This is a genomic window from Actinomadura sp. 6K520 (assembly GCF_004349245.1).
In the GTDB taxonomy this organism is placed as follows: domain Bacteria; phylum Actinomycetota; class Actinomycetes; order Streptosporangiales; family Streptosporangiaceae; genus Spirillospora.
In genome coordinates this window covers 19,154-42,013 of sequence record NZ_SMLC01000045.1, presented here as the reverse complement: position 1 = coordinate 42,013, position 22,860 = coordinate 19,154, and the positions used below count along the sequence as shown (strand labels likewise).

General features: G+C 70.8%; 22 protein-coding genes. 11 read left to right on the top strand and 11 right to left on the bottom strand.

The features are described from left to right. Positions 1–11 precede the first annotated feature (11 nt). From E1289_RS14850 to E1289_RS14840, 3 genes are read right to left on the bottom strand one after another with little or no spacing between them, the layout of a single operon-like run. Positions 12–1,820, bottom strand: a complete 1,809-nt coding sequence (locus E1289_RS14850; RefSeq protein ID WP_207928971.1) for a GMC family oxidoreductase — start codon at positions 1,818–1,820, stop codon at positions 12–14. Then, positions 1,817–3,220 carry a hypothetical protein gene (locus E1289_RS14845; protein WP_207928970.1) on the bottom strand — a complete coding sequence of 468 codons (1,404 nt, stop codon included), beginning with the start codon at positions 3,218–3,220 and terminating at the stop codon, positions 1,817–1,819. The genes E1289_RS14850 and E1289_RS14845 overlap by 4 nt, the downstream gene beginning before the upstream one ends. Beyond that, positions 3,220–3,924: a GntR family transcriptional regulator gene (locus tag E1289_RS14840; protein WP_131980376.1), complete on the bottom strand. Its 705-nt coding sequence runs from the start codon at positions 3,922–3,924 to the stop codon at positions 3,220–3,222. The genes E1289_RS14845 and E1289_RS14840 overlap by 1 nt, the downstream gene beginning before the upstream one ends. Before the next feature lie 111 nt (positions 3,925–4,035). On the opposite strand from E1289_RS14840, the gene E1289_RS14835 reads away from it, so the two are divergent. Continuing rightward, positions 4,036–4,554: a YbaK/EbsC family protein gene (locus tag E1289_RS14835; protein ID WP_131980374.1), complete on the top strand. Its 519-nt coding sequence runs from the start codon at positions 4,036–4,038 to the stop codon at positions 4,552–4,554. 33 nt (positions 4,555–4,587) lie between these two features. Here E1289_RS14835 and E1289_RS14830 read toward each other — a convergent pair whose 3' ends face one another. Then, positions 4,588–5,727 carry an FAD-binding protein gene (locus E1289_RS14830; RefSeq protein WP_131980372.1) on the bottom strand — a complete coding sequence of 380 codons (1,140 nt, stop codon included), beginning with the start codon at positions 5,725–5,727 and terminating at the stop codon, positions 4,588–4,590. 25 nt (positions 5,728–5,752) lie between these two features. Next, entirely contained in the window at positions 5,753–6,214 is a 462-nt protein-coding gene (locus E1289_RS14825) for a MarR family transcriptional regulator (RefSeq protein WP_131980370.1), read from the bottom strand. A gap of 135 nt (positions 6,215–6,349) precedes the next feature. Here E1289_RS14825 and E1289_RS14820 point away from each other — a divergent pair, with 135 nt between their 5' ends. Both E1289_RS14820 and E1289_RS14815 read left to right on the top strand, forming a co-directional pair. Then, the gene (locus E1289_RS14820; RefSeq protein WP_131980368.1) at positions 6,350–6,805 is read left to right on the top strand and encodes a DoxX family protein; all 456 of its coding nucleotides are present in this window, start codon (positions 6,350–6,352) and stop codon (positions 6,803–6,805) included. 363 nt (positions 6,806–7,168) lie between these two features. After that, entirely contained in the window at positions 7,169–8,602 is a 1,434-nt protein-coding gene (locus tag E1289_RS14815) for a trehalose-6-phosphate synthase (RefSeq protein WP_131980366.1), read from the top strand. On the opposite strand, the gene E1289_RS14810 is transcribed toward E1289_RS14815, so the two are convergent. Beyond that, positions 8,535–9,209, bottom strand: coding sequence for an ATP-binding protein (locus E1289_RS14810; protein WP_131980364.1), 675 nt, complete (start codon positions 9,207–9,209; stop codon positions 8,535–8,537). The two genes, E1289_RS14815 and E1289_RS14810, sit on opposite strands and share 68 nt — an antisense overlap. 196 nt (positions 9,210–9,405) lie before the next feature. Between E1289_RS14810 and E1289_RS14805 the strand changes: the two genes are divergently transcribed. Then, on the top strand, positions 9,406–9,636 hold the full coding sequence (locus E1289_RS14805) for a DUF397 domain-containing protein (RefSeq protein WP_132052613.1): 231 nt from the start codon (positions 9,406–9,408) through the stop codon (positions 9,634–9,636). Positions 9,637–9,710: 74 nt separating this feature from the next. Further along, complete coding sequence (locus tag E1289_RS14800; RefSeq protein WP_131980360.1) at positions 9,711–11,243, top strand: acyl-CoA synthetase; 1,533 nt, start codon at positions 9,711–9,713, stop codon at positions 11,241–11,243. 77 nt (positions 11,244–11,320) lie between these two features. Here E1289_RS14800 and E1289_RS14795 read toward each other — a convergent pair whose 3' ends face one another. Further along, on the bottom strand, positions 11,321–12,856 hold the full coding sequence (locus E1289_RS14795) for a DHA2 family efflux MFS transporter permease subunit (protein ID WP_243712831.1): 1,536 nt from the start codon (positions 12,854–12,856) through the stop codon (positions 11,321–11,323). Between the two features lie 347 nt (positions 12,857–13,203). Here E1289_RS14795 and E1289_RS14790 point away from each other — a divergent pair, with 347 nt between their 5' ends. Next, a complete protein-coding gene (locus tag E1289_RS14790; RefSeq protein ID WP_165970475.1) occupies positions 13,204–14,229 on the top strand; it encodes a methyltransferase in 1,026 nt (341 codons plus the stop codon). Here the strand turns inward: E1289_RS14790 and E1289_RS14785 are convergent. Next, positions 14,226–14,864 (bottom strand): hypothetical protein, encoded by a 639-nt coding sequence (locus E1289_RS14785; protein ID WP_207928969.1) that lies wholly within the window; start codon positions 14,862–14,864, stop codon positions 14,226–14,228. The two genes, E1289_RS14790 and E1289_RS14785, sit on opposite strands and share 4 nt — an antisense overlap. A gap of 458 nt (positions 14,865–15,322) precedes the next feature. Between E1289_RS14785 and E1289_RS14780 the strand changes: the two genes are divergently transcribed. From E1289_RS14780 to E1289_RS14770, 3 genes are all read left to right on the top strand, one after another. Further along, entirely contained in the window at positions 15,323–16,237 is a 915-nt protein-coding gene (locus tag E1289_RS14780) for a helix-turn-helix transcriptional regulator (protein ID WP_243712830.1), read from the top strand. A gap of 173 nt (positions 16,238–16,410) precedes the next feature. Beyond that, positions 16,411–17,283, top strand: coding sequence for a helix-turn-helix transcriptional regulator (locus E1289_RS14775; protein ID WP_131980352.1), 873 nt, complete (start codon positions 16,411–16,413; stop codon positions 17,281–17,283). 389 nt (positions 17,284–17,672) lie between these two features. Further along, positions 17,673–18,170, top strand: coding sequence for a methyltransferase domain-containing protein (locus tag E1289_RS14770; protein WP_165970474.1), 498 nt, complete (start codon positions 17,673–17,675; stop codon positions 18,168–18,170). Here E1289_RS14770 and E1289_RS14765 read toward each other — a convergent pair. Beyond that, positions 18,165–18,926, bottom strand: a complete 762-nt coding sequence (locus E1289_RS14765) for an FkbM family methyltransferase (protein ID WP_131980348.1) — start codon at positions 18,924–18,926, stop codon at positions 18,165–18,167. The genes E1289_RS14770 and E1289_RS14765 overlap by 6 nt on opposite strands. Positions 18,927–19,015: 89 nt before the next feature. On the opposite strand from E1289_RS14765, the gene E1289_RS14760 reads away from it, so the two are divergent. Together E1289_RS14760 and E1289_RS14755 are read left to right on the top strand one after the other, a co-directional pair. Next, positions 19,016–19,534 (top strand): SigE family RNA polymerase sigma factor, encoded by a 519-nt coding sequence (locus E1289_RS14760; RefSeq protein WP_243712829.1) that lies wholly within the window; start codon positions 19,016–19,018, stop codon positions 19,532–19,534. Continuing rightward, positions 19,524–20,759, top strand: a complete 1,236-nt coding sequence (locus tag E1289_RS14755) for a hypothetical protein (protein WP_131980344.1) — start codon at positions 19,524–19,526, stop codon at positions 20,757–20,759. The genes E1289_RS14760 and E1289_RS14755 overlap by 11 nt, the downstream gene beginning before the upstream one ends. A gap of 19 nt (positions 20,760–20,778) precedes the next feature. Here E1289_RS14755 and E1289_RS14750 read toward each other — a convergent pair whose 3' ends face one another. Then, positions 20,779–21,927 (bottom strand): acyl-CoA dehydrogenase family protein, encoded by a 1,149-nt coding sequence (locus E1289_RS14750; RefSeq protein ID WP_131980342.1) that lies wholly within the window; start codon positions 21,925–21,927, stop codon positions 20,779–20,781. 8 nt (positions 21,928–21,935) lie between these two features. Next, entirely contained in the window at positions 21,936–22,859 is a 924-nt protein-coding gene (locus E1289_RS14745; RefSeq protein ID WP_207928968.1) for a hydroxymethylglutaryl-CoA lyase, read from the bottom strand. Position 22,860: the final 1 nt, after the last annotated feature.

Below are 22,860 nucleotides of genomic sequence, written 5' to 3'. Positions count from 1 at the left end.
CCGTCCGAGGGCTACTCGATTCCCTCGGCGACGGCCAGGGCCATCGCCATGATGGTCAGCTGCGGGTTCACCCCGGGGCAGCTCGGCAGAACCGAGGCGTCCGCGACGTGGACGCCCCGGACGCCGCGGAGCCGCCCCGCCGGGTCGACCGGCGCCCGGGCGCCGTCCGCGCCGAGCTTCGCGGTCCCGGTGGGGTGGAAGGCGGCCAGGTGCAGGTCCGCCGGCGCGGCCATGGCCACGGCCCGGGTCAGCTCCGCCTCGTCCCGCACGACCGGCTTCCGGGCCAGGCCGGTGAGCACCTCTTCGGCGCCCGCGGCGAACAGCACCCGGCCCATCGCGACGAGGGCGCGGCGCAGCCGGGCGGCGTCCTCCCGGGCCAGGTCGTAGCGGATCAGCGCGCGGTGCCGGGCACCGTGGACGCGGCCCGACGGGGCGTCGGCGATCATCGCGCCGAGCACGGCGAGGCGGTCGGCGCCCGCGAGTTCGCGGCGCAGTTCCCGGCCGAGGCCGGGCAGCGGGAACGAGCTCATGCCGGGAGGGGTCGCCGTCGCCTCGATGAGGATGCCGTCGGCGTGCAGTTCCTCGATGCCGACGCTCTGCATCACGCCCGACCACGACACGACCGGCTCGGCGAAGCGCCCGGCCAGGTTCGTCGCCGGGTGGACGGCCATGCCGCGTCCCAGCCGCGGGTGCCCGCCGAGGCCGGAACGCCGCAGCAGCAGCGGCGTCCGGGTGGTGCCCGCGGCGACGACGATGCGCGGCGCGAGAATCTCGAAGAACGTTCCATCGGGGCGGTGCACCCGCACGCCGGTCGCCGTGCCGCGCTCGACCAGGATCCGCTCGGCCCGCGCCTCGCTGACGATGCGGGCGCCCGCCTCGCACGCCTGCGGCAGCGCGTTCATGTGCACGCCGTACTTGGCGTTGTGCGGGCATCCCACGGCGCATTGCGCGCTGCCCACGCAGCCCGGCGCGTTGCGGCGCAGCGGTGCCGCGCGCCAGCCGAGCCGTTCCGCGCCGGCGAGCGCGATGAGCCCGTTGCGGCCGAGCGGCCCCATCGGCTGCGGCGCGACGCGCAGGATCGCCTCCACCTCGTCCAGGCGGGCGCCGAACCCGTCGACGGGCGCGCCGGCGTCCGCCCACCGCCGCAGGACGTGCTCCGGCGTCCGGTAGCAGGTGCCGCTGTTGACCACGGTGGTGCCGCCGACCGCGCGGCCCTCGGGCAGCAGCACGGGCGGGCGGCCGAGCGCGACGGTCGCCCCGCCGTCCCGGTACAGGTCGAGGAAGCGGTCGAGCGGCGGGCGCTCCCGGAAGTCGCGGGACGTGAACCGCCGCCCCTCCTCCAGGACGACCACCGACATCCCGCGCCGGGCGAGAGCGCGGGCCGCCATCGCCCCGCCCGCCCCCGACCCGATCACGACGGCGTCGGCGGTCGTGCACCCGGGCCACTCCGCGGACGGCGTGCAGTCCAGCTCGGGATCGGGACGGGCCAGGCCGTGCGGGGGCGGCGGCGCGGGCAGCAGCTCCGTGCCGGCCGCCAGCAGCAGCGGGATCTTCATCATCTCGACCATCCGGGCGGTGGCCGGCCGGGCGGTCACCCGGGCGCAGAACGCGTCGCGGCCGGCGGGGTCCAGGCCGTCCAGGGCGTGCCCGGTGGTGAGCCGCGCCAGCACGTCCAGCGTCCCCGCGCCGGTGCGCAGGCCGAGCCGCGCCGGGGCGGGCAGCGAGCCCGCGATGGTCTCGGCGCCGGCGGTGACGCGGGCGAGGTCCGCGGCGTCCTCGATGCCGAGGAGGGTGGCGACCGCCCCGGTCATGGCGCTCATCGCAGCCCGACCTCCGCGTGGCCGGTGCCGTCGAGGCGCCATTCCCGCTCGGTCTCCCAGCCGCGCCCGGCGCGCCGCGCCAGCACCACGCGGACGTCGGCGCGCTCGGAGTTGTGGCAGACGGCCGGGGCCCCGTCCGGGTCGGCGTAGTCCACCGCGACGGTCTCCTCCGGGTGCTGCGTCACCTCCACCAGGACGGCCCGGTCGCCGAGGCGGCCGCGTACCGTCCAGGTCGGCAGCCCGATGTCCGCCCTGAGGCGCCGCGCGGCGAGCAGCGGGTCGCCGGAGGGGAGGTCCGCGCCGTCCACCCGCAGCCGGACGAACGGGAGCGGCGGCAGCCGGTTCAGCCCCGGCCGGGTGGAGACCGCGGCCACGATCTCGCAGACGTCGCCGCCGCCGAGGTCGGCGTGCAGCCAGGCCCAGCGCCGCGCGTTGCCGTGCCCGTAGATGCGGGCCGACGCGCCGGACGCGCCGTCGAGTTCGAGGACGCGGTCACCGAACCGGACCACCCCGTCGTAGGCGGCGGACGGCCGCGGGACGATCTGCGCCGCGGGCAGCAGCTCCGCCTCCCACGCCCAGCGCGGGAAGGTGTAGACCGGCTCTCCGCCGCCGGTCTCGCGCAGCGACCACGCGATCGTCCCGGCGGTGCCGGTGAGCCGGTCGCCGTTGTGCGCGACGGGCCCGGCGGTGAACCCGGCCTCGGGACGGTCCCACCCGTAGGGACCGAACCGGGCGAGGACCGGCCGCTCCCCGGGCGGGAAGACGGCCGCCCAGCCGTGCGCGCGCGCAGCGACCCCGTCCGGGCCCTCCTCCAGGCCCTCGTCCGGCGCGAGCAGCTCGTGGTGGACCCAGAATCCGGTCCCGGTCACCGGGTCGGTCAGCGTCGTGTACCAGACCTCCAGCCGCCCGGCCTGGCCCCGCCAGCGCGACCGCATCGGGTCGGGCCCGGGGAACCGGGCACCGGCGACGAAGCGGACCAGGTCGCGGCGCAGGTCGAAGCGCAGCAGCCCCTCGCCCGCCACGGTCCCGTCCTCGCCGGTCACCGTGACCGGGAGGGTGGTCATCGAGCGGACGGGCCGCCGCGGGTCGATCGACTTCCAGCCGTCCAGGTGCAGGCGCCGCCCGTCGTGGCCGGTGAAGTCCATGGTGTAGCGGATCCGGCGGGCGGTGAGCGGGGCGACCCGGAGCCGGCCCGCCGCCGAGCGGTCGTCGGCCCAGCCCGGCACGCGCACGTGCCCGGTCAGGGCTCCCTCGGTGTCGCGCCACGGCCGCAGCACCCCGGGCAGGTCCACCGACAGATCCAGCCGCATCGGGCGGTCGCGGTCCTCCCCGGCGAGGCGGACGGTGCCCTCCATCACCTCGTCGAACGTCGTACGCCGCACGCTCGCGGACGGGGCCATCAGCAGCTCCTCTCCGGGTCGGTGACCATGATCGCTTCGGTCTCGGCGAAGTACGCCGCCGCCGCCTCGCGGGCCCGTGCGGGGTCCCCGGCGCACAGCGCATCGATCAGCGGCGCGATCCGGGCGGCCGCGGCGGCGGGGTCGGCGAACGCGTGCGTGAACCGTTCCCGGACCTTCAGGTAGGCGTTCAGCAGCGAGTTGACCAGGAAGCCGTACACCCGGTTGCCGGTCGCGCCGGCGATGACGCGGTGGATCTCGCACTCGGTGAGCTGCGCCGCGTCCGCGTCGCCGGCGTCCCGGAGCCGCGCGGCCAGTTCCCGCAGCCGGTCGCGGTGCTCGGGCGTGCCGTTCGCCGCCGCCTTGGCCGCCACCTGGGCGCCCACCTCGCGCCGCACCTCGAAGATCTCCCGCATCCAGGCGGGCCCGGCCGTGGCGACCAGCATCGGCAGCAGCTCGGGCCCGCCGAGCCGCTCGTAGTCGCGGACGCGGGTCCCGACGCCGTGCCGCGTCTCCAGCAGCCCGGCCTGGGCGAGGCGGACGATCGCGTGCTTCAGCGACGTCCGGGTGACCGCGTATCCGGCGGCCAGCTCGCGCTCGGGCGGCAGGTAGGAGCCGGGCGGGTAGCGGCCGCTCAGCACGTCGTCGCGCAGCCGGTCGACGAGGGAGTCCACGACTGTGTCGCGGGGGATCGGCGAGGACGTCATCAACACTCCGGTCTGTGGTCCAGTGGCTCAGCCACTGGACCACGAGCGGCGTTTCCGCGTCAAGACCCGTGGCAGGCTGGAAGCCGGAGAGGACGAAAGGGGAAGCGCGACATGGTGGGCACGCTCGACTGGCGGCCGGCGAACGAGCACCGGGACCTGCTGGCGGAGCCGGTCGCCGCGGTGATCGGCGACCTGCCGCAGGCCGAGGTCGCCGCGATCGACCCGGAACTGGCCGACACGGCGGCGTTCTGCGAGCGGTACGACGTACCGCTGGAGCTCAGCGCCAACTGCGTGGTCGTCGCCGCCAAGCGCGGCGGCCAGGTCGCCTACGCGGCCTGCATGATCCTCGCCAACGGCCGCGCGGACGTGAACGGCGTCGTCCGCAGGCACCTCGGCGCGCGGAAGGTGTCGTTCGCGCCGATGGACGAGGCGACCGCGCTCACGGGCATGGAGTACGGCGGCATCACCCCGGCCGGCCTGCCCGCGGGCTGGCCGGTCCTGGTGGACGAGGCGGCCGCCGCCGCGTCCCGCGTCGTGATCGGCAGCGGCCTGCGCAAGTCCAAGATCCTCCTGCCCGGCAAGGCGCTCGCCGGACTCCCGGGAGCGGAGGTCATCCCCCTCGCCCTGTGACCGGCCGGAGGAGCCGGGCGGGGCCCGCGGGCGTCACCCCGGAACCGAGTCGACCGCGTACCGGGTGCCGCCGGCGGCGCGGGTCAGGTCGAGCAGCGCGCGGTTCGCGGCGAGCATCTCCGGCACGGACGCGCAGCCGGGCGAGGCCGTCCGCAGCACGCCGAACAGGACGGGATCCGCCGGCGCGGCCAGCATCGGCACCCGCCCGACCCGCAGCGCCTTGATCAGGATGACGCCGCTGCGGCCGAGGTCGCCGGCGGTCATGGCCGCGAGCGTCGCCTCGATCACGGCGGCGGCGCGGGGCATGGGCAGGAAGACCATCCCCCAGGGGTGCGGGCGCGCCCACTCGCCGAGCGCGATCAGTTCCTCGACGTCGGGACGCATGCGGTCGCAGAAGGCGGCATAGGGGAGTTCCTCCGTCTCCGACGTGCCGGCAGGGGGCGCGCCGCCGTCCCCGTACAGGACGGCCTTCGCCTCGTACCTCCAGCCGTCCTCCGACGGTTTCGCCTGCGCCGAAATGTATTCGGCGGCCGTCTCGCGCTGAACGCGGAGGACGTCGGCGGCGTCCAGGCACGGGATGGTGCAGCACAGCACCCGCTCCGGTGCGGGGACGAGCCGCAGGGTCGCCGCGGTGATGACGCCGTGCCGGCCGAGCCCGCCGCGGACGGCGTCGAAGAGCGCGGGCCGGACGGCGGGGGAGCAGGTCACGGGCTCGCCGTCCACGACGACGTCCAGCGCGCCGACGTTGTCGGCCTGCGTGCCGTGAAGGTGCGACTCGCCGCCGACACCGCCCGCGGAGATCGTTCCGCCGATCGTCAGGTCGAGGTGGTCGGTCAGGACGGGCGGGGTCAGGCCGAGCGGCAGGGTCGCCGCCAGGACCTCCCGCCACGTGGCGCCCGCCCCGGCCACCGCCTGCCGCTCCCCGACGTCCACGCCGGTGAGGCCGCGCAGGTCCAGCGACACGCCGCGGGTCAGCGACTGGCCGTACGTCGAGTGCCCCAGCCCGCGCGGCACCACCTCGGCGCCCTGCGCGGCGGCCGCGCGGACGGCGTCCGCGACCTCGTCCGCCGAGCCCGGCCGCACCACGCGGACGGGCGGGCACTCCACGATGCCCCCGAAATCGCGCCCCTCCCGGCCGCGCCCACTGGAGTCAGGCCCACTGGAGTGAAGCATGGCCCCAGCATCCCGTACGCGGCGGTCACCGGTCGCGCAGGCGGGCGGCCACGCGGCCGAGCGCGTCGCCGAGCGTGTCGATCTCCTCGGGGGTCAGCACCTCGATCAGGGCCTCGCGGACGACGCGCCGGTGCCCCGGCCTGACCCCGGCGAGCGCGTCGGCGCCCGCGCCGGTCAGCTCCGCCCAGACCGAGCGGCGGTCCGACTCGCAGCCGGTCCGCTTCACGAGCCCGGCCCGCTCCAGCTGGGTGACCTGGTAGGTGAGGCGGCTCTTGGACACCATCACCTCGCGCGCGAGGTCCGACATGCGCATCCGGCCGCCCGCCGCGCCGTGCAGCTTGACGAGCACCTCGAACTCGGGGTGGGAGAGCCCGCCGTCCCGCTTGAGCTGCCGCTCGACCTCCTGATCGACCAGGTGGGCCGCGGCCAGGAAAGCCATCCAGGCGCGCAGTTCCCGCGGTTCCAGGGGCTCGCCCGCATCGCTCATGCGGTGATTCTAGTTGGCGTGAAAGATGGCTTGAATTTTCTAGATGGTCTGAATTTGAATCATTCTGGCTGGCGTTCCGCTAGTCCGGTCCCGTTCTGCTGGTTCCGTCCATCGCCCCACCGGAGGAGACGAGGCATGCTCCCAGCCCGCCGCCACCCCGCCCTGACCGACGCCGGCCTTCTCATCGGCCGGCTCGCCGTCGGCGTGATCTTCATCGCGCACGGCTGGCAGAAGCTCACCGACACCGGGCACGCCGGTGTCGCCGGTTCCTTCGCCGAGATGGGCATCCCGCTGCCGGGCCTGTCCGCCCACTTCGCCACCTGGGTCGAGCTGCTCGGCGGCGCCGCGCTCGTCGCCGGTGTCCTCGTCCCGGTCGCCGGCGTGCTGATCGCCGTGGTCATGGGCGGGGCGTTCTGGTACGCCCACATGGACAACGGGCTCTACTCCCGCGAGGGCGGCTACGAGTACGTCCTCGTCCTCGGCGCGATCGCGCTGCTCTTCGCCCTCGTGGGCGCCGGCCGCTTCTCCCTGGACGCGGTCCTGTGGGGGCGCCGCGAAGAGGCGCCCGAGCGGGAGTCCGCGCCGGTCTGACCCGCCTGCCCGGCCTCGCCCGTGCCCTGTCCGGCCCCGCCTGCGCCCGCGACCTCCGCGGGACGCCTGCGGGGCCGCTCGCCGTCGCTGGTGAACGCTCGTTCACATGCTGGCATTAAATACCACTATGTGATCTAAGTCACAATTCGTCCGGCGGTGTTCGGCGACGTGACCGGCCGGTAAACATCGGTTACCTTGCGGGAAAGCAATATGGCCCGCTCCAATCCCCGCGATGGGCCGCCCGGCCGCCTGACATCTCCCTTTGCGGAGCACCGCGCCTTACCGTCGAAGTGACAAGATGTTCCCGATGACCGTTTTTGGGCATGAGTGATCGCTGAGAGTTCCTTGAGAGGCGGGTCGCAGGTGTCGCGCGGTAGTGAGTTCGTTGTGGTGGCCAACCGGCTTCCGGTCGACCGGAAGGTGGGAGCGGACGGTATCCCGCGCTGGCGGCGCAGCCCCGGCGGGCTGGTCAGCGCCATCGCCCCGGTGATGCGGAACAGGAAGGGCACCTGGATCGGCTGGACGGGTGCGCCGGACGAGGAGATCGAGCCGTTCGAGGAGGACGGCATGTCGCTCCACCCCATCGCGCAGTCCGCGGAGGAGGTCGAGCTCTACTACGAGGGCTTCTCGAACGCCACGCTCTGGCCGCTCTACCACGACGTCGTCGCCACGCCCGTCTACGACCGCGCGATGTGGGACGCCTACGTCCGCGTGAACAGGCGGTTCGCGGAGGCGGCGGCCGAGGTCGCGTCCGACGGGGCGATCGTCTGGGTGCAGGACTACCAGCTCCAGCTCGTCCCGCGGATGCTGCGCGAGCTGCGGCCCGACCTGCGGATCGGGTTCTTCCTGCACATCCCGTTCCCGCCGCTGGAGCTGTTCTGGCAGCTGCCGTGGCGGCGGCAGATCCTGGAGGGCCTGCTCGGCGCCGACCTGGTCGGCTTCCAGCTCCCGGGCGCGGCGGCCAACTTCGTGCGGCTGTGCCGGCGGCTCCTGGAGGCCCGCTACGTCAAGCAGGACGTCTACTGGGACGACCGGCTCGTGCGGGCCCGCGCGTTCCCGATCTCGGTGGACGTGGGCGAGCTCGACGAGCTGGTCGGGAGCCCGGAGGTCCAGGAGCGGGCGCAGGAGATCCGGAACGACCTCGGGGACGCGACCGTCCTGCTCGGCGTCGACCGCCTCGACTACACCAAGGGCATCACGCAGCGGCTGCAGGCGTTCGGCGAGCTGTTCGAGGACGGCCACCTCAAGCCGGGGCAGGCCGTGTTCGTGCAGATCGCCACGCCGAGCCGGGAGCGGGTCGAGCAGTACCAGCTGCTCCGCGAGGAGATCGAGCAGCAGGTCGGGCGAATCAACGGAGAGTATGGCGAGCTGGGCTTTCCGGTCATTCACTATATGCACAGTTCGTACGACCGTCCCGAGCTGACCGCGCTCTACCTGGCGGCGGACGTCATGGTCGTGACCCCGCTCCGGGACGGGATGAACCTGGTCGCCAAGGAGTACGTGGCGTGCCGCAAGGACCTGCGCGGGGCGCTCGTGCTCAGCGAGTTCACCGGCGCCGCAGCCGAACTCAAGCGGGGCGCGTTCCAGGTCAATCCCTACGACATCGACGGCCTGAAGGGGACGCTGCTGTCCGCCCTCGCGGCCGAGCCCGCCGAGCAGGCGCGGCGGATGCGCGTGATGCGCCGCCGCGTCATCGAGAACGACGTGGACCGCTGGGCGCGCACCTTCCTCAGTGAGCTGGAGCGTCCGGAGCGCTCCGTCCAGGCGCGGCCGGCTCCCGTGTCCGCGGAGGGCTGACCGGCAGGTCGAAGGCCGCCCAGACGGCCTTGCCGCCGGTGGCGAGCCGTGCCCAGCCCCACGCGTCGCTGACCGCACCGACGACGAGGAGGCCGCGGCCGCCCTCGACGAACCGGTCCGGGTCGCTCGGGAGCGGCTCGGGGGGGCGCCCGCCCGGGTCGGTCACCGAGACGACGAGGCGCCGCGGGTGCCCGATCAGCACGAGCTGGATGGGGCACAGCGGCAGCGGCTGGGGGAGTCCCTCCATGCCGTGCCGGAGGGCGTTGGTGGCCAGCTCGGACACCGCGACCACGACGTCCTCGACGCCCGTGGCCAGGCCCCATTCGCCCAGCGTGGCCTGGGTGAACTCGCGTGCGGAGCGCGGGGTCGTGATCTCCGCGGGGAACACCCGCCGCGCCATGCGCGGCGTGCCCGTGTGCGGCGTGGGCCACAGCCCGGCGAGGCCGGGCTCCACGACCGGGACGGCCGCGGAACCGTTCGCCGATCCGTGCGGGCCGTGCGGCGCCCTGGGGGCGTCCGGCCAGGGGTGAAGGGCCGCGCCGTGCCGCGGCCGGCCGCCTCCCATGGCGGTGGGAGCTGCGACTTCGTCTGCCTGGTCAACGGTCATGGTCAGAACCTCAGAGGCGTGCGGGGTCGGTCACCGGCGAGCGTTCGCTATCTTGCTCCCCAAGCCGTGCAGATGCAAGACCGTCTGCATGAACGAATGCAAGAACGAATGCACGTGCATCTCGTACCATTTGTGTGGGGTGGGGCGAGATCGCGGCCTTCCTGCGGGAAGGCTGAGACGCCTAGAGGGGGCAACGATGGACGGCCAAGCGATGTCGGACGTCTGGCGCAGCGAGCTCGTCTGGCAGAAGAGCCGGCGCAGTAACCCGTCCGGGAACTGCGTCGAGATGGCCGAACTCCCCAACGGGGAGATCGCCGTGCGCAACTCCCGTGACCCCGAGGGAGCGGTGCTCGTCTACACGCGCGAGGAGGTGGAGGCCTTCGTGGGAGGGGCCAAGGACGGCGATTTCGACCACATGCTGGTCTGACGTGGCGGGATGACCGCTCGCGCCGGAAACCGAACGGGATTCCATTCCGCCGTCCGGCCCGGTAGCGTGCGGCCATGCATCTGGGGCAGATCGCCGCACAGACGCCCGACAAGCCCGCCGTCGTGATGGCGGGCTCCGGGCAGGTCATCACGTTTCGGGAACTCAACGAGGAGTCCAACCGGCTCGCGCAGCTGCTCCACGCGGAGGGGCTGCGCCCGGGGGACCACATCGCCTTCATGCTGGAGAACCATCCGCTGTACCTGGCAATAGCCTGGGCGGCACAGCGGTCCGGGCTCTACTACACCGCCATCAGCACGCGGCTCCAGCAGGAAGAGCTCGCCTACATCGTCGACAACTGCGGGGCCAAGGTCTTCATCGCCACCGCGTCGATGGAGACCGCCGCCAAGGCCCCGCCGGAGGTGCCGCTGCGCCTCATGCTCGACGGCACGGCACCCGGCTACGACTCCTACGAGGAGCGCGTCGCACAGCATCCGCCCACGCCCATCGAGAACGAGTGCGAAGGCGTGGACATGCTCTACTCGTCGGGGACGACCGGCCGCCCCAAGGGCGTGAAGCCGGCTCTGTCCAAGGCGCCCATGGGCGAGCCCGGCCCGCTCTACCAGCTTCTCTCGCTGCTCTTCCAGCCCGACGCCGACTCGGTCTACCTGTCACCGGCGCCGCTCTACCACGCGGCACCGCTGCGCTACTGCATCACCATGCACCGCTTCGGCGCGACGGTCGTGGTGATGGAGAAGTTCGACCCCGAGTCCGCGCTCGCGGCCATCGAGAAGTACGGCGTCACCCACAGCCAGTGGGTGCCGACCATGTTCATCCGGATGCTCAAGCTCCCGGAGGAGACCCGCGCCCGCTACGACGTGTCGAGCCTGCGCGCGGCCGTCCACGCCGCCGCGCCGATCCCCATCCCGATCAAGGAGCGGATGATCGAGTGGTGGGGCCCGATCCTGCACGAGTACTACGCGGGGACCGAGGGCAACTGCTTCGTCTACACGAACTCCGAGGACTGGCTGACCCACAAGGGCACCGTCGGGCGGTGCGTCCTGGGCGAGGTCCACGTCTGCGACGAAGAGGGCAACGAACTGCCGCCCGGTGAGCCCGGGACGCTGTACTTCGGGAACGGCCCCCAGTTCGAGTACCACGACGACGACGCCAAGACGGCGGCGTCCAGGGACCCGAAGGGCCGCGGCTGGAGCACCCTCGGCGACGTCGGGTACGTGGACGAGGACGGCTTCATCTACCTCACCGACCGCCGCGCCTACATGATCATCAGTGGCGGGGTGAACATCTACCCGCAGGAGGCCGAGAACGTCCTCGCCGTGCACCCCAAGGTCGCCGACGTCGCCGTCTTCGGTGTCCCGGACGCCGAGATGGGCGAGGCGGTGCAGGCCGTCGTGCAGCCCCTGTCGATGGACGAGGCCGGTCCCGAGCTGGCGGCCGAGCTCATCGCGTACTGCCGCGACCAGCTCGCCCACTACAAGTGCCCGCGCTCGGTCGACTTCCGCCCGGAGCTTCCGCGGCATCCGACCGGCAAGCTCTACAAGCGGCTGCTGAAGGACGAGTACTGGGCGGACCGTCCGGCGACGGCCTGAGACGGCCCTGAACGGCGAAGGCCCCGGCCGGGTCACTCGGGATCCCGGCCGGGGCCTTCGACGCGGCAGAGGCGCGCTCAGTGCATCGGCATGGGCGCGTCGACGCTCGTCACCTCGGGCTTCTTGCGCGGCAGCAGCAGCGCCGGCAGGAACGCCAGGGCGAGCAGCCCGACCGCATACCAGTAGGTGTGCTGGAACGCGTCCGCCATCGGGCCGACGATCCGCTCCATCACCTCCGGCGGCACCTCCGCGGAACCGCCGATCTCGCCGCCGGCCCCGCCGCCCAGCTTGGCCGTCAGCTGACGGGCCAGCAGCACCGACAGCATCGCGGTACCGATGGACGCCGACACCTGCTGGATGATGTTCAGCATCGTGCTGGCGCGCGGCACCTCGTCGTGGGAGAGGGTCTGGATGGCCGCGGCCATGGTCGGCATCATCGTCATGCCCATGCCGAGACCCATCACGAACAGCACCGAGCCGAGCGCCCAGTAGGACGTGTCCGCGCCGAGGAGCGCCGCGAAGGCCGCCACCGACGCCACCACGACGGTCATGCCGACCAGCACGACCCGCCCGGGCCCGATCCGGTCGGTGAGCCGCCCGCCGATCGGCATCGTGACCATCGCGCCGAGGCCCTGCGGGGCCAGCAGCAGGCCCGCGCTCATCGCGCCCTCGCCGCGCACCGCCTGGTAGTACAGCGGCAGCAGCAGCATCGCGCCCATGAACGCGATCATGAAGAGGACCATCGTGCCCGACGCCGCCGCCACCGACCGGCGCTTCAGCAGCCGCAGGTCGATCAGCGGGTTGCGGGCGTTCAGGGCCCGGAACACGAACCCGACGACCAGCACCGCCCCGACGAGGGTGAATACCAGCGGCTCGGTCAGCAGGAAGTCGCGCTCCTCGGCGCCGCGGGCGACACCGTAGATCAGCGACGCCAGACCCGGCGACAGCAGGAGCAGCCCGATGAAGTCGAGCCGCTCGGCCGGCTGGGGCTCGTCCGGCTTGAGGATCCGGGCGGCCAGCACCAGCGCGACGATGCCGATCGGCAGGTTGATGAAGAAGATCCATCGCCACGACACGTCGTCGACGAGCCAGCCGCCGAGGATCGGCCCCATGATGGGCCCGAGCAGCATCGGGACGCCGATGATGCTCATCACCTGGCCGACCCGCTGCGGCCCCGCCGCCTGCGTCATGATCGTCATGCCCGCCGGCATGATCATGCCGCCGCCCAGGCCCTGCAGGACCCGGAAGAAGATCAGGGACTCGGCCGACCACGCGAACCCCGCGAGCGTCGAGCCGAGCACGAACAGCACCAGCGAGACCATGTACAGCCGCTTGGTGCCGAACCTCGCACAGGCCCACCCGGTGATCGGGATCACCGTGGCCAGCGCGAGGGTGTAACCCGTCGCGACCCACTGGATCGTCGCCAGGGTGGTGTTGAACTCCCTGGCCAGGTCGTTGATGGCGACGTTGACGACGGTCACGTCCAGGATCGACATGATCGCGCCGAGGACGACGACCCCGGCCACCGCCAGCACGCCGCGATCTAGACCTCCGCCTGCGTCGGGCTCCTCCTTGGGGCCTTCCGCCATCTTGGGAGATGCGGGAGCGGTCAACTCACATCCAATCGTCAGGCCCCGCATGCGGGCACGCAGGGACCAGGTGGTCACGTCTCAGGGGGTACTGCCGCAAAATACTGCAGCGACTGACACTTCCGCGAACGATTAACTCCCGCGGCTTCCCGGAGTATTCCGCCCGGCCCCGACAAATTTCCCTGCTCCCCACCCGTCCACGAGCACCCTCGACCACCCGTGAGGTGAACCCGATGTGACGCACCCAACACCGCTCCCTCCGGGGCGCGCCTCCGGCCCCTGCCAACACTGTCGGGTGGGAGCGTCCAACCGTCCTCCGCCACTATTCGTAGTTCGGGTAATACCCTTGGTGGTCGAACATGGGAGGCGTCATGTCAACCGAGGTGCCGGAGAACCCGCTGGCCGTGTCGATGATCGGCCTGCTCACCGGCGGCTGGGTCGCCCAGGCGGTGAGCGTGGCCGCCCGCCTGAAGATCGCCGACCGGCTCGCCCACGGCCCCCGCTCGGCCGCCGACATCGCCGCCGCAGTGAACGCGGACGCACCCACCCTGCACCGCCTGCTCCGTGCCCTCTCCGACGTCGGCATCGTCCAGGAACGCGAGGACGGCCTCTTCAGCGGGACCCCGCTGGGCGACCTCCTGCGCAGCGACGTCCCCTCCCTGCGCGGCTACGCGCTGCTGAGCGGCTCGTCCTTCCACCGGGACGCCTGGAGCGCCCTGGAGCACAGCGTCCGCACCGGCGAACCGGCGTTCACGCACGTCCACGGACAGGAGGTCTTCGACCACCTGCGCGGCAACCCCGCCGACGGCGAGACCCTGAACGCAGCGATGATCGCCCTCTCCGGCGAGTTCATCGCCCCGGTGGTCGCCGCCTGCGACTTCCCTCCCGGCCACGCGATCGTGGACGTGGGCGGCGGCCATGGCGTCGTCCTCGCCGAGGCACTCGCCGCCAACCCCGGCACCGAGGGCATCCTGTACGACCTGCCGGAGGTCGTCGACAACGCCGCCGACGGCCCCCTCCGTGAGGCCCTCGCTGAAGGCCGCTGCCAGGCGATCGGGGGGAGCTTCTTCGATTCCGTGCCGTCCGGCTGCGACAGCTACGTCCTCAGCCACATCGTCCACGACTGGGACGACGACCGGGCCGTCCAGATCCTCACCAACTGCCGCCGGGCCATGAGACCCGACAGCCGCGTCCTCGTCGCCGAAGCCATCCTCCGCGAAGGCCCGGCCGCGTCTCGTATCAAGTGGCTGGACCTGGAAATGCTCGTGATGACCCGCGGGGGCCTGCAACGTACCCAGTCCCAGTACGAGGCCCTCTTCGCCCGCGCCGGCCTCCGCTTCAGCGGCATCCCCGCCCACAGCCCGACCTTCACCGTCCTGGAAGCCCGCCCGGCCTAAGCGACGTGGTCCTGCAGCGCCGCCGTGAGTTGCAGTACGGGCGGCACATGCACATAGCCCTGACGCCGCCGCCCACCGACGGACACCTTCAGGTCCGGGTGGTAGGTGGCAGGGGAAATGCCTTCGTACCCGTGCCTCACGATCCCCCAGTAGATGTCCTCGGACACTACGAGGACCAGGGGGGACGGGGTGTCGCGCAGGCACTGCTTCAGCTTCGGCGCATCGAGCAGTCTGCACGCCAGATCGACCGCCTCCCCGAAACACCCTTTGCCGTCCCGGTGGACCTCTCCCGCGTGCACGGCGGCCCGCAGCCGCAGCCCGAGGCGAGGCAGTTCGGCGACCGGAAGGTCCGCGTTGTACCCGGCGAGCTGCTGCGCGAGCTTCGGGACGAGCCGGGACAACAGCAGCGTCTTAGGTAGTTCGTCCACCGGGTGCAGCAGGACGAGCACGCCGTCGCCCCGATCCTCGAACGGATCGCACCAGCCGCCCTCTATCCCGGTGTAGTCCATGGCCTGGCCGAGCATTTCGTAGACCTGCGACCGCAGTTCCTGCCTGATCGGATTCGTCCGCACGGCCGCCGTCGACCCCTCGATGTCGAGGACCAGGATGCTCCTGTGCACTGGCTGACTGCTCACCGGAACGACCCCCAATCTCGCCTTTCCGCCGGCATGCCCCACCGATGGGCAGGGCCTCGGAGCACGGCCACGAAGGAGTCGTGGCCCTGGAGGTGGCCCGGCGAGCCGCCGTCGCCTCGCGAGCCGTGCTGACGTTCCGGATGCGGGGTCTCCGAACCGCGTCGACTGTGTCGGTGTGATTGACCACTCTTGGAGCGTTATGGCCAGTTTGCGTAGTTAGTGAAGATCTTGCAAGATGCACAGCCAGATGCACACGAAGGGGAATGGCTATGTGGCGGTGAGGCCAGTATGCTGACCGAATAGTCCCACCTAGTTGACTTGTCGGGTTGTACCTGCAGGTGGCGGCCCAGGGCGTTGTCTAGTCTGATGACCGCTGAATGTCGTAGAATGCCCGTGCAACTTGCAAAGTAAGGCGCCTCGAAAGATAGCTCACGGCGGCGACCGGCCTTGGAGGCATCGTGGCGGCAACTCCTACGGCCCGTCAGCGCCGTCTCGGAAAAGAACTTCACAAGCTGAGGGAAGACCTCGACGCCACGGCCGAAGAGATCGCCACCCGCCTAGGCTGGTCCCCGTCCAAACTCAGCCGGATCGAGAACGCCCGGATCGGCGTCCGGGTCTCCGACGTACGCCTGCTGCTGGAGTTGTACCAGGTCGACGAGGGGCGCAAGGGAGAGATCCTCGCCTTGGCCGAGGCCGCGACCCGGCGCGGCTGGTGGCATCGGTACCAGCAGGTACTGCCGGAGCAATTCGCCAAGTTCGTTGCCTTGGAGGCCGAGGCGAGTTCCGCGCTGGCCTATGCGACGTACACCGTGCCTGGCCTTCTCCAGGACGAGGAGTATGCGAGGCGTACGCTGGAAAGCGCCCGGGCCGTCACCGTTGACACGCACCGCGAGATATCGACCCGCGTCGAGGTGCGGATGCGCCGGCAGGACCTACTTCTCCGAAAGGAGAACCCGCTCAAGTTCGACGCCATCATCGACGAATCCGTGCTGCAACGGACGATCGGCGGCCACGACGTCATGCGGCGGCAGATGCTTAAACTGCTTTCGCTCTCCGAACTGCCCGGCATCACGATCAGGGTGCTGCCCCTCGGCGTTCATCGGGAGCCCATCGTGGGCGAAGCGTTCATACTTCTCAAATTTCGTTCCACCGAGGACAAACCAAAACCTCCCGCCGTTAAGGACGAGAAGGATGTCAACCTCTCCGATGTCGTCTACATAGACAATTCATGGATGACGGCGGCTGAATTTCTGGACGAGTCCCTAACGGAAAGATATCAGCGCTCATGGGCTTCAATGAGGGCGGTCTCCCTCTCCGGTAAAGACTCGCTGCGTTGCATATCTCAGTACGCACGCGAAAGGTGGTGCGACTAGGGAATCGACCGTCAATGAAGATCTTTTAACTTCTAGCCAAGTTCCTGGCGATAAGGTCCTGTCGGCTCCGACGGTGGATGGTCCATCCCGCAAAAGGATGGGCTTCCACTGAAATGTGCAAGATTGTTGGCTCTTAGGCCCCCAAAGCGCAGAAGCGATCTGCTGGAGGTAAGGTGGCGGTAGCGCCGACCGTCCGTCGGCGTCGACTCGGGATTGAGCTACGACGCCTGAGGGAGCAACTTGCCCTGACGGTCGAGGAGATTGCGGCGCGATTGGACTGGTCGCCCTCTAAGCTGAGCCGGATCGAAAACGCTCGCATCGGCGCTCGCGTCTCCGACGTACGGCTGCTTCTCGAGCTTTACAGTGTGGACGAGACGCATCTCGGAGAGCTCCTGGCTCTTGCCCAAGCGTCCATACAGGAAGGATGGTGGCGAAGTTATAGCGATGTGCTCTCTGGAAAGTTCGCCGCGTATGTTGCCCTGGAAGACGAGGCGTGCACCGCACTGACCTTCACGACCTATTCCATCCCTGGGCTCCTGCAGAACGAGGAGTACGCACACCATGTGCTGGAGAGCGGCAGGGTGATCGCTGTATCGACTCCGCGCCAAGTTGCGCGTCGGCTAGAATCTCGCATGCGCCGTCAGGAACTGCTGCACCGGAAGAGTCCGCTCCTCTTTTCTGCTGTTATCGACGAATCCGTCCTGCTGAGAGTCGTGGGTGATGGCGGTGTCATGAGAAGGCAGATGTTCAGTCTTCTGGAACTGGCTGTCATGCCGAACGTGCAAATATACATTTTGCCTTTAAATGTGCACAGGGCACCTGTCTTCTCTGATACATTCACACTTCTCGAGTTTGCCTCATCCTACGATGTGATTTTTCCCGACGTCGTTTATATTGACACTCTCTCCACAACGGGAGAGTTGCAGGATGACAGCATTACACACATGTATCGGATGTCCTGGGAAGCGTTGAAGTCGGTCTCGCTCCCGGCGGACGAGTCTATACTCCGCATATCCCGGATGGCTGAGGAGTGGGCGCGCCGATGACGGTTCGGCCACCCACAAGATCGAGACCCTGCTGGTGTCGTAAATCGTTAGTTCGTTGGCGGGCTGTGGTCCTGGTGAGAACTTGACCGGTGGCTGGTATCTGAGACACCCGGTGGGTCCCTGACGTCGGTGCACCAAGATCGGCGACCTCCTCGACATTGTTGCGGACACTCAGGCCGCGCCGGCCCCGGCAAGGCGGTGTCAGGGCTGTCGGGAAGGACGTGGTGGCGCGGCTCGCAGTTCGTGTCACCGGTCGGTTCACAGTGGGATGGGCGGGAATGTCCTGGAACGTGGAGACGACGCCTTGGACTTCGGACGCAGCCACCCGCTCGCCCTTCGCGCTGCCGAGAGGGCGCCTCGGTCGGCTGGCCGGGCGGCTCATGCTGCGGATGAACAGGCAGGACGAGGTGCTGAACCTGCTCGACGTACGGCCGGGGGAGCGGATCCTGGAGGTCGGGTACGGGCCGGGCGGGCTGGTCCGCGGGCTCCTCCGGACTTCCGCGGGACGCGTCTGCGGCGTCGATCCGTCCCCCGAGATGCGCGATATGGCCCGGAAGCACGGGCCCAAGGCGGATCTCCGGGTCGGCACCGCCGAGGACACCGGATTCGGCGACGCCGAGTTCGATTGCGTCGTCTCGGTGAACACCGTCGGCCTCTGGCAGAGCCTGGAGAAGGGGCTGGACGAGTCGCGCCGGGTCACCCGCCAGGGCGGCCGGGTGGTCATCGCCTGGCATGGCGGTCGGCGGCCGTCCAAGATCGCCCGCAGCCTCATGCTGCGTGACGATCAGTTGGCGCGGATCGAGCGCGAGATGCGCGGCCGCTTCTCCGAGGTCACCCGGCGGGAGCTGTCCGAACTCACCGTCTTCATGGGTTACCGCCGGTCATGAGGATCGGTCGCGGAGGCGGGCGTAGATGTCGCCGGAGCGGCCTCGGGGGCGGATTCGGTCTAGCTGGCGCTCCAGGGTGGCCGCGTCGAGCCAGCGGGGGCTGGCGAACTTCATCGTTTCGATGGGGGAGTAGTTGTAGACGTAGCCGCCCGCGTCCGTGCCGAGCCGTTCCACGTGGCGGAGGGCTTCCAGGGTGGCGTCGTGGGCTGAGGGCACGTACTCGAAGGACAGGGCGGGGACGGGGTGGGTCAGGCCCGCTAGGACGTCCGCCTCGAAGCCCTCTACGTCGATCTTGCAGAAGGCAGGTACGCCGTGGGCGGCGATGAGGTCGTCCAGCGTGGTGACCTCGATCTCGACCGTCTTGTCCCAGCGGACGTGGGCGAAGCTGCTGTCGGTCGTCACCGACTTGATCCAGTCGGGGGACATCGAGGAGACCGTGGGCGTCGCCGTCGAGAGTGCCAGTTCCGCGCGGCCCGGCTTTGCCCCGGCGGCTCCTGGGACGATGGTGACGTTCTGGTCGCGGCCGTAGAAGAGGCGTAGGACGCTCAGGCAGTCGGGCTGGGGCTCGACCGCGACCACTCGTGCGCCGAAGTGCCGCCACACGCGTATCCGGCCGCCCACGTGCGCGCCGATGTCGAAGGCGAGGTCGCCGGGGCGCAGGAACTCGCCGTAGAGGCGCGTCGCGCGTCGGTGCTTGCCCGGCACGCCGTAGTACATGACCAGGGAGCGGGCGATGCCGTATGCGCGCTGGAGCATCTGCCGACCCTACCGGTCTCGTCCGGGGCGGGCCGTGCAACAGATCCGGGAAGTCGGGCGTCCTGGGAGCGACGGGAAGGACAGGCCCTTTGAACGACGACGTGACGTATGAGGACTTCGTAACGACTCGTGCGCAGGCTCTGCTCCGCTACGGCTACGTGCTCACCGGCAACGCCGACGACGCGGCGGACCTGGTGCAGGACGGGCTGGTCAGGCTCCGCGGCGCCTGGGACCGGGTCGTCAACAAGAACGATCCCGAGGGGTACGTCCGCACGATCATGGCGCGGCGGCACATCAGCCTGTGGCGGCGGCGAAGACGGGAGCAACTGGTCGGCAGCGTGCCGGAGGAGCGGTACGACGACCGCGGCATCGAGCGGGCCGAGCACGACCCGCGGCTGTGGACGGCCTTGGCGGCGCTTCCGCCGCGACAGCGGGCGGTGCTGGTCCTGCGCTACTACGAGGACCTGGCGGACGAGGACATCGCAAGGGTGCTCGGCATCTCGCGCGGGACGGTCCGCAGCCAGGCCGCCCGCGCACTCGGCAAACTTCGCGCGGACTGGCTACCGGCCGCCGCCCCGGCTACCACGGGAGGACACCATGACCGATGACCTGGATCGTGCTCTGCGCGGCACCCTGACGACCGCGGCGCGGAAGGCGCCCGCGGCCGACCCGGGGCTGCTGGAGCGTGTCGAGGCGGGACACCGGAGAAGGCGGCGCCGCCGGACGTCCGCCGCGGCGCTCGCCATTGCGGTCGTCGTCGGCGGGACGGGCGCGGCCGGCGGGTTGCTGCGGTCCGGTGAGGAGGCGCCTCCCGTCGCCGCGCCCGGCAAGCTCAAGCCGGTGTCGCGCGCGGACCTCGGCGCGCCGGTCAAGCTGCGTGATCGGTGGCCGGACGCGGTCCGGAGCATTCCCGGTGAGCTGCCCAACGGGCGCGCGCTGCACCCGGTCGCGCTCCTGGACGACGGCACACTGGTGGGGGCGACCACGTCGTCCTTCGAGAAGTCGGACAAGCTGTGGTCCTACGACCTCGACGCCCGGAAGGCCACGGTGATCACCGACATCGTGGTCCCACGCGGCTCGAAGATTTACGCGTCCGACTTCACCGTCGGGGGCGGCCAGGTCGTCTGGTGGCTGTCCTACCGGGCGGGGGGACGCGACACGGTGGAGATCTGGGGCGCCCCGCTCGCCGGTGGAACCGCGCGCAAGATCGCGGGGACGCGGGGGGATTCGGTGTCCACGCTGCTCATCGACGGCGACACCGTCGTCTGGGGCATGAAGGACGGCGTGTACCGGGTGCCGCTGGCGGGCGGGACGCCGGAGAAGATCCCCGGCACCGGCGGCTTCGGGATCGTCTCCTGGCCGTGGATCGGCTCGCCCGCGTCCGACGCGAACAAGGCCGGGGACGTCAAGTACAAGTCGCTGCGGAACGTCCGGACGGGGGAGCGCCGAGAGGCCGTTCTCGCGCCGTTCAAGGGAGCGTGGTCATGCGGGGTGATCTGGTGCGTCGGCGGCCCCGCGTCCGGCGTCGCCTATCACGGGGACGCGGTGGCCGCCGTGCAGCGCAGGGACGGGAAGGCCGGCAGGTCGATGCCCGTCGACGCATTCATCGCGCCGCGGGAGGGCGTCATCTACGGACGGTTCCTCCCCTACTTCCCGTCAGGTCACCTGCCGAGGAACCACGTCCTGTACGACTTTGAGACCGGCGCGCTGCTCGACACGGGTGTTCGACGGTTTAACGAGGCGATCGCGCCGAGGCGCGACGACTCTGACCCGCAGCTGTTCATCGAGGGCAAGGGCGGGACGACACTGATCGACTTCTCGAAGATCGGCTGACGGCCGGTGGCGTGCCGCGTCAGGACGCGGGGAGGCCGAGGGCGCGGGCGATCAGCATGCGCTGGACCTCCGAGGTGCCCTCGCCCACTTCGAGGATCTTCGCGTCGCGGTAGAAGCGGCCGACCGCGTACTCGTTCATGAAGCCGTAGCCGCCGAAGATCTGGGTGGCGTCGCGGGCGTTGTCCATGGCGGCGTTGGACGCGACGAGCTTGGCGATCGCCGCCTCCTTCTTGAACGGCTCGCCGGCGAGGAGCTTCGCGGCCGCGGCGTAGTAGGCCAGGCGGGCGGTGTGGGCGCGCGTCTCCATGTCGGCGACCTTGAACTGGATGGCCTGGTAGCGGCCGATCTCCCGGCCGAACGCCTCGCGCTCGCCGACGTAGCGGAGGCACTCGTCCACGCAGCCCTGGGCGAGGCCGACGGAGAGCGCGGCGATCGCGATGCGGCCCTCGTCCAGGATGCGGAGGAACTGGGCGTAGCCGCGGCCGCGCTCGCCGACGAGGTTCTCGGCGGGGACGCGCACGTCGTCGAAGGACAGCTCGCGGGTGTCGGACGCCGACCAGCCGACCTTGGAGTACTTGCGCCCGACGGTGAAGCCCGGGGTCCCGTTGGGGACGATGATCGTGGAGATCTCGCCGTCGCCGGTGAAGGCCGTGACCGTCACGAACGCGGTGATGTCGGTGCCGGAGTTGGTGATGAACGACTTCGAGCCGTTGATCACCCAGGTGTCGCCGTCCAGTCGGGCGGTGGTGCGCATGCCGCCGGGGACGTCGGAGCCGCCACCCGGCTCGGTCAGGCCGAAGCCCGCCAGCTTCTCACCGGACGTGAGCTGCGGCAGCCACCGCTTCTTCTGCTCGGGCGAGCCGAACCGGTAGATCGGCATGGCGCCCAGCGAGACGCCGGCCTCCAGCGTGATCGCCACGGACGAGTCGACGCGGGCGAGTTCCTCCAGGGCCAGGCACAGGGCGAAGTAGTCGCCGCCCATGCCGCCGTGCTCCTCGGGGAACGGCAGCCCGAACAGGCCCATCCGGCCCATCGCGGCGACGATCTCGTACGGGAACTCGCCGCGCTCGTACAGGTCCCCGATGACGGGGGCGACCGTCTCGCGGGCGAACCGCTCGACCGTGCGCCGAAGCTCCTCCTGCTCGTCGCTGAGCGTGAAGTTGATCATAAGGGGGGTCACTCCGATCGGGGGGCGAGGGCCTGGACGACGCGGGACGGGCTGGGGCGGCCGAGGTGGCGGGCCATCCAGTGGCTGGTCTCGACGAGCTTGCCGAGGTCGACGCCGGTGTCGATGCCGAGGCCGTGCAGCATCCAGACGAGGTCCTCGGTGGGCAGGTTGCCGGTGGCGCTCTCGGCGTACGGGCAGCCGCCGAGGCCGCCCGCCGACGAGTCGACGCAGGTGACGCCGGCGCGGAGGGCGGCGAGGGTGTTGGCGAGGGCCTGCCCGTAGGTGTCGTGGAAGTGGACGGCGAGCCGCTCGGTGCCGATGCCCGCGGCGCCGAGCGCCTCGATGAGGGCGGTGACGTGGCCGGGCGTGCCGACGCCGACGGTGTCGCCGAGGCTGAGCTGGGAGCAGCCGAGGTCCATCAGCCGGGACGCGACCGACACGACCTGCTCGATGGGCACGTCGCCCTCCCAGGGGTCGCCGCACACCATCGAGATGTAGGCGCGCACCCAGAGCCCTTCGCCGTGGGCGCGCTCGACGACGGGCGCGAACATGTCGAGCGACTCGTCCACGGTGCGGTTGAGGTTGCGGCGGGCGAACGACTCGGTGGCGCTGCCGAAGATCGCGATCTCGGTGACGCCGTTGCGGAGCGCCCGTTCCAGGCCCCGCTCGTTCGGGACGAGGACGGGGTAGCGCAGGTCGGGGGAGCGGGGCAGCACGTCGAGGAGGTCCTCGGCGTCGGCGAGCTGCGGTACCCACCTGGGGTGGACGAAGCTGGTCGTCTCGATCGTGCGGAGGCCCGCGGCGGCCAGCCGGGTCACGAACTCGGACTTGACGTCCACGGGGACGACCGCCTTCTCGTTCTGCAGCCCGTCCCGCGGCCCGACCTCGTAGATCGAGACGCGCCTCGGAAGGCCGGAGAGAGGTACCCGCATC

Excerpts from the sequence above, each read along its gene's own strand:
- E1289_RS14830 (WP_131980372.1), bottom strand. The coding sequence starts at position 5,727 with ATGCTTCACTCCAGTGGGCCTGACTCCAGTGGGCGCGGCCGGGAGGGG.
- E1289_RS14745 (WP_207928968.1), bottom strand. The coding sequence starts at position 22,859 with ATGCGGGTACCTCTCTCCGGCCTTCCGAGGCGCGTCTCGATCTACGAG.
- E1289_RS14820 (WP_131980368.1), top strand. The coding sequence starts at position 6,350 with ATGCTCCCAGCCCGCCGCCACCCCGCCCTGACCGACGCCGGCCTTCTC.
- E1289_RS14810 (WP_131980364.1), bottom strand. The coding sequence starts at position 9,209 with ATGACCGTTGACCAGGCAGACGAAGTCGCAGCTCCCACCGCCATGGGA.
- E1289_RS14770 (WP_165970474.1), top strand. The coding sequence starts at position 17,673 with ATGAACAGGCAGGACGAGGTGCTGAACCTGCTCGACGTACGGCCGGGG.
- E1289_RS14840 (WP_131980376.1), bottom strand. The coding sequence starts at position 3,924 with ATGACGTCCTCGCCGATCCCCCGCGACACAGTCGTGGACTCCCTCGTC.
- E1289_RS14755 (WP_131980344.1), top strand. The coding sequence starts at position 19,524 with ATGACCGATGACCTGGATCGTGCTCTGCGCGGCACCCTGACGACCGCG.
- E1289_RS14805 (WP_132052613.1), top strand. The coding sequence starts at position 9,406 with ATGGACGGCCAAGCGATGTCGGACGTCTGGCGCAGCGAGCTCGTCTGG.
- E1289_RS14765 (WP_131980348.1), bottom strand. The coding sequence starts at position 18,926 with ATGCTCCAGCGCGCATACGGCATCGCCCGCTCCCTGGTCATGTACTAC.
- E1289_RS14850 (WP_207928971.1), bottom strand. The coding sequence starts at position 1,820 with ATGAGCGCCATGACCGGGGCGGTCGCCACCCTCCTCGGCATCGAGGAC.
- E1289_RS14800 (WP_131980360.1), top strand. The coding sequence starts at position 9,711 with ATGCATCTGGGGCAGATCGCCGCACAGACGCCCGACAAGCCCGCCGTC.
- E1289_RS14750 (WP_131980342.1), bottom strand. The coding sequence starts at position 21,927 with ATGATCAACTTCACGCTCAGCGACGAGCAGGAGGAGCTTCGGCGCACG.
- E1289_RS14825 (WP_131980370.1), bottom strand. The coding sequence starts at position 6,214 with ATGAGCGATGCGGGCGAGCCCCTGGAACCGCGGGAACTGCGCGCCTGG.
- E1289_RS14790 (WP_165970475.1), top strand. The coding sequence starts at position 13,204 with ATGTCAACCGAGGTGCCGGAGAACCCGCTGGCCGTGTCGATGATCGGC.
- E1289_RS14845 (WP_207928970.1), bottom strand. The coding sequence starts at position 3,220 with ATGGCCCCGTCCGCGAGCGTGCGGCGTACGACGTTCGACGAGGTGATG.
- E1289_RS14835 (WP_131980374.1), top strand. The coding sequence starts at position 4,036 with ATGGTGGGCACGCTCGACTGGCGGCCGGCGAACGAGCACCGGGACCTG.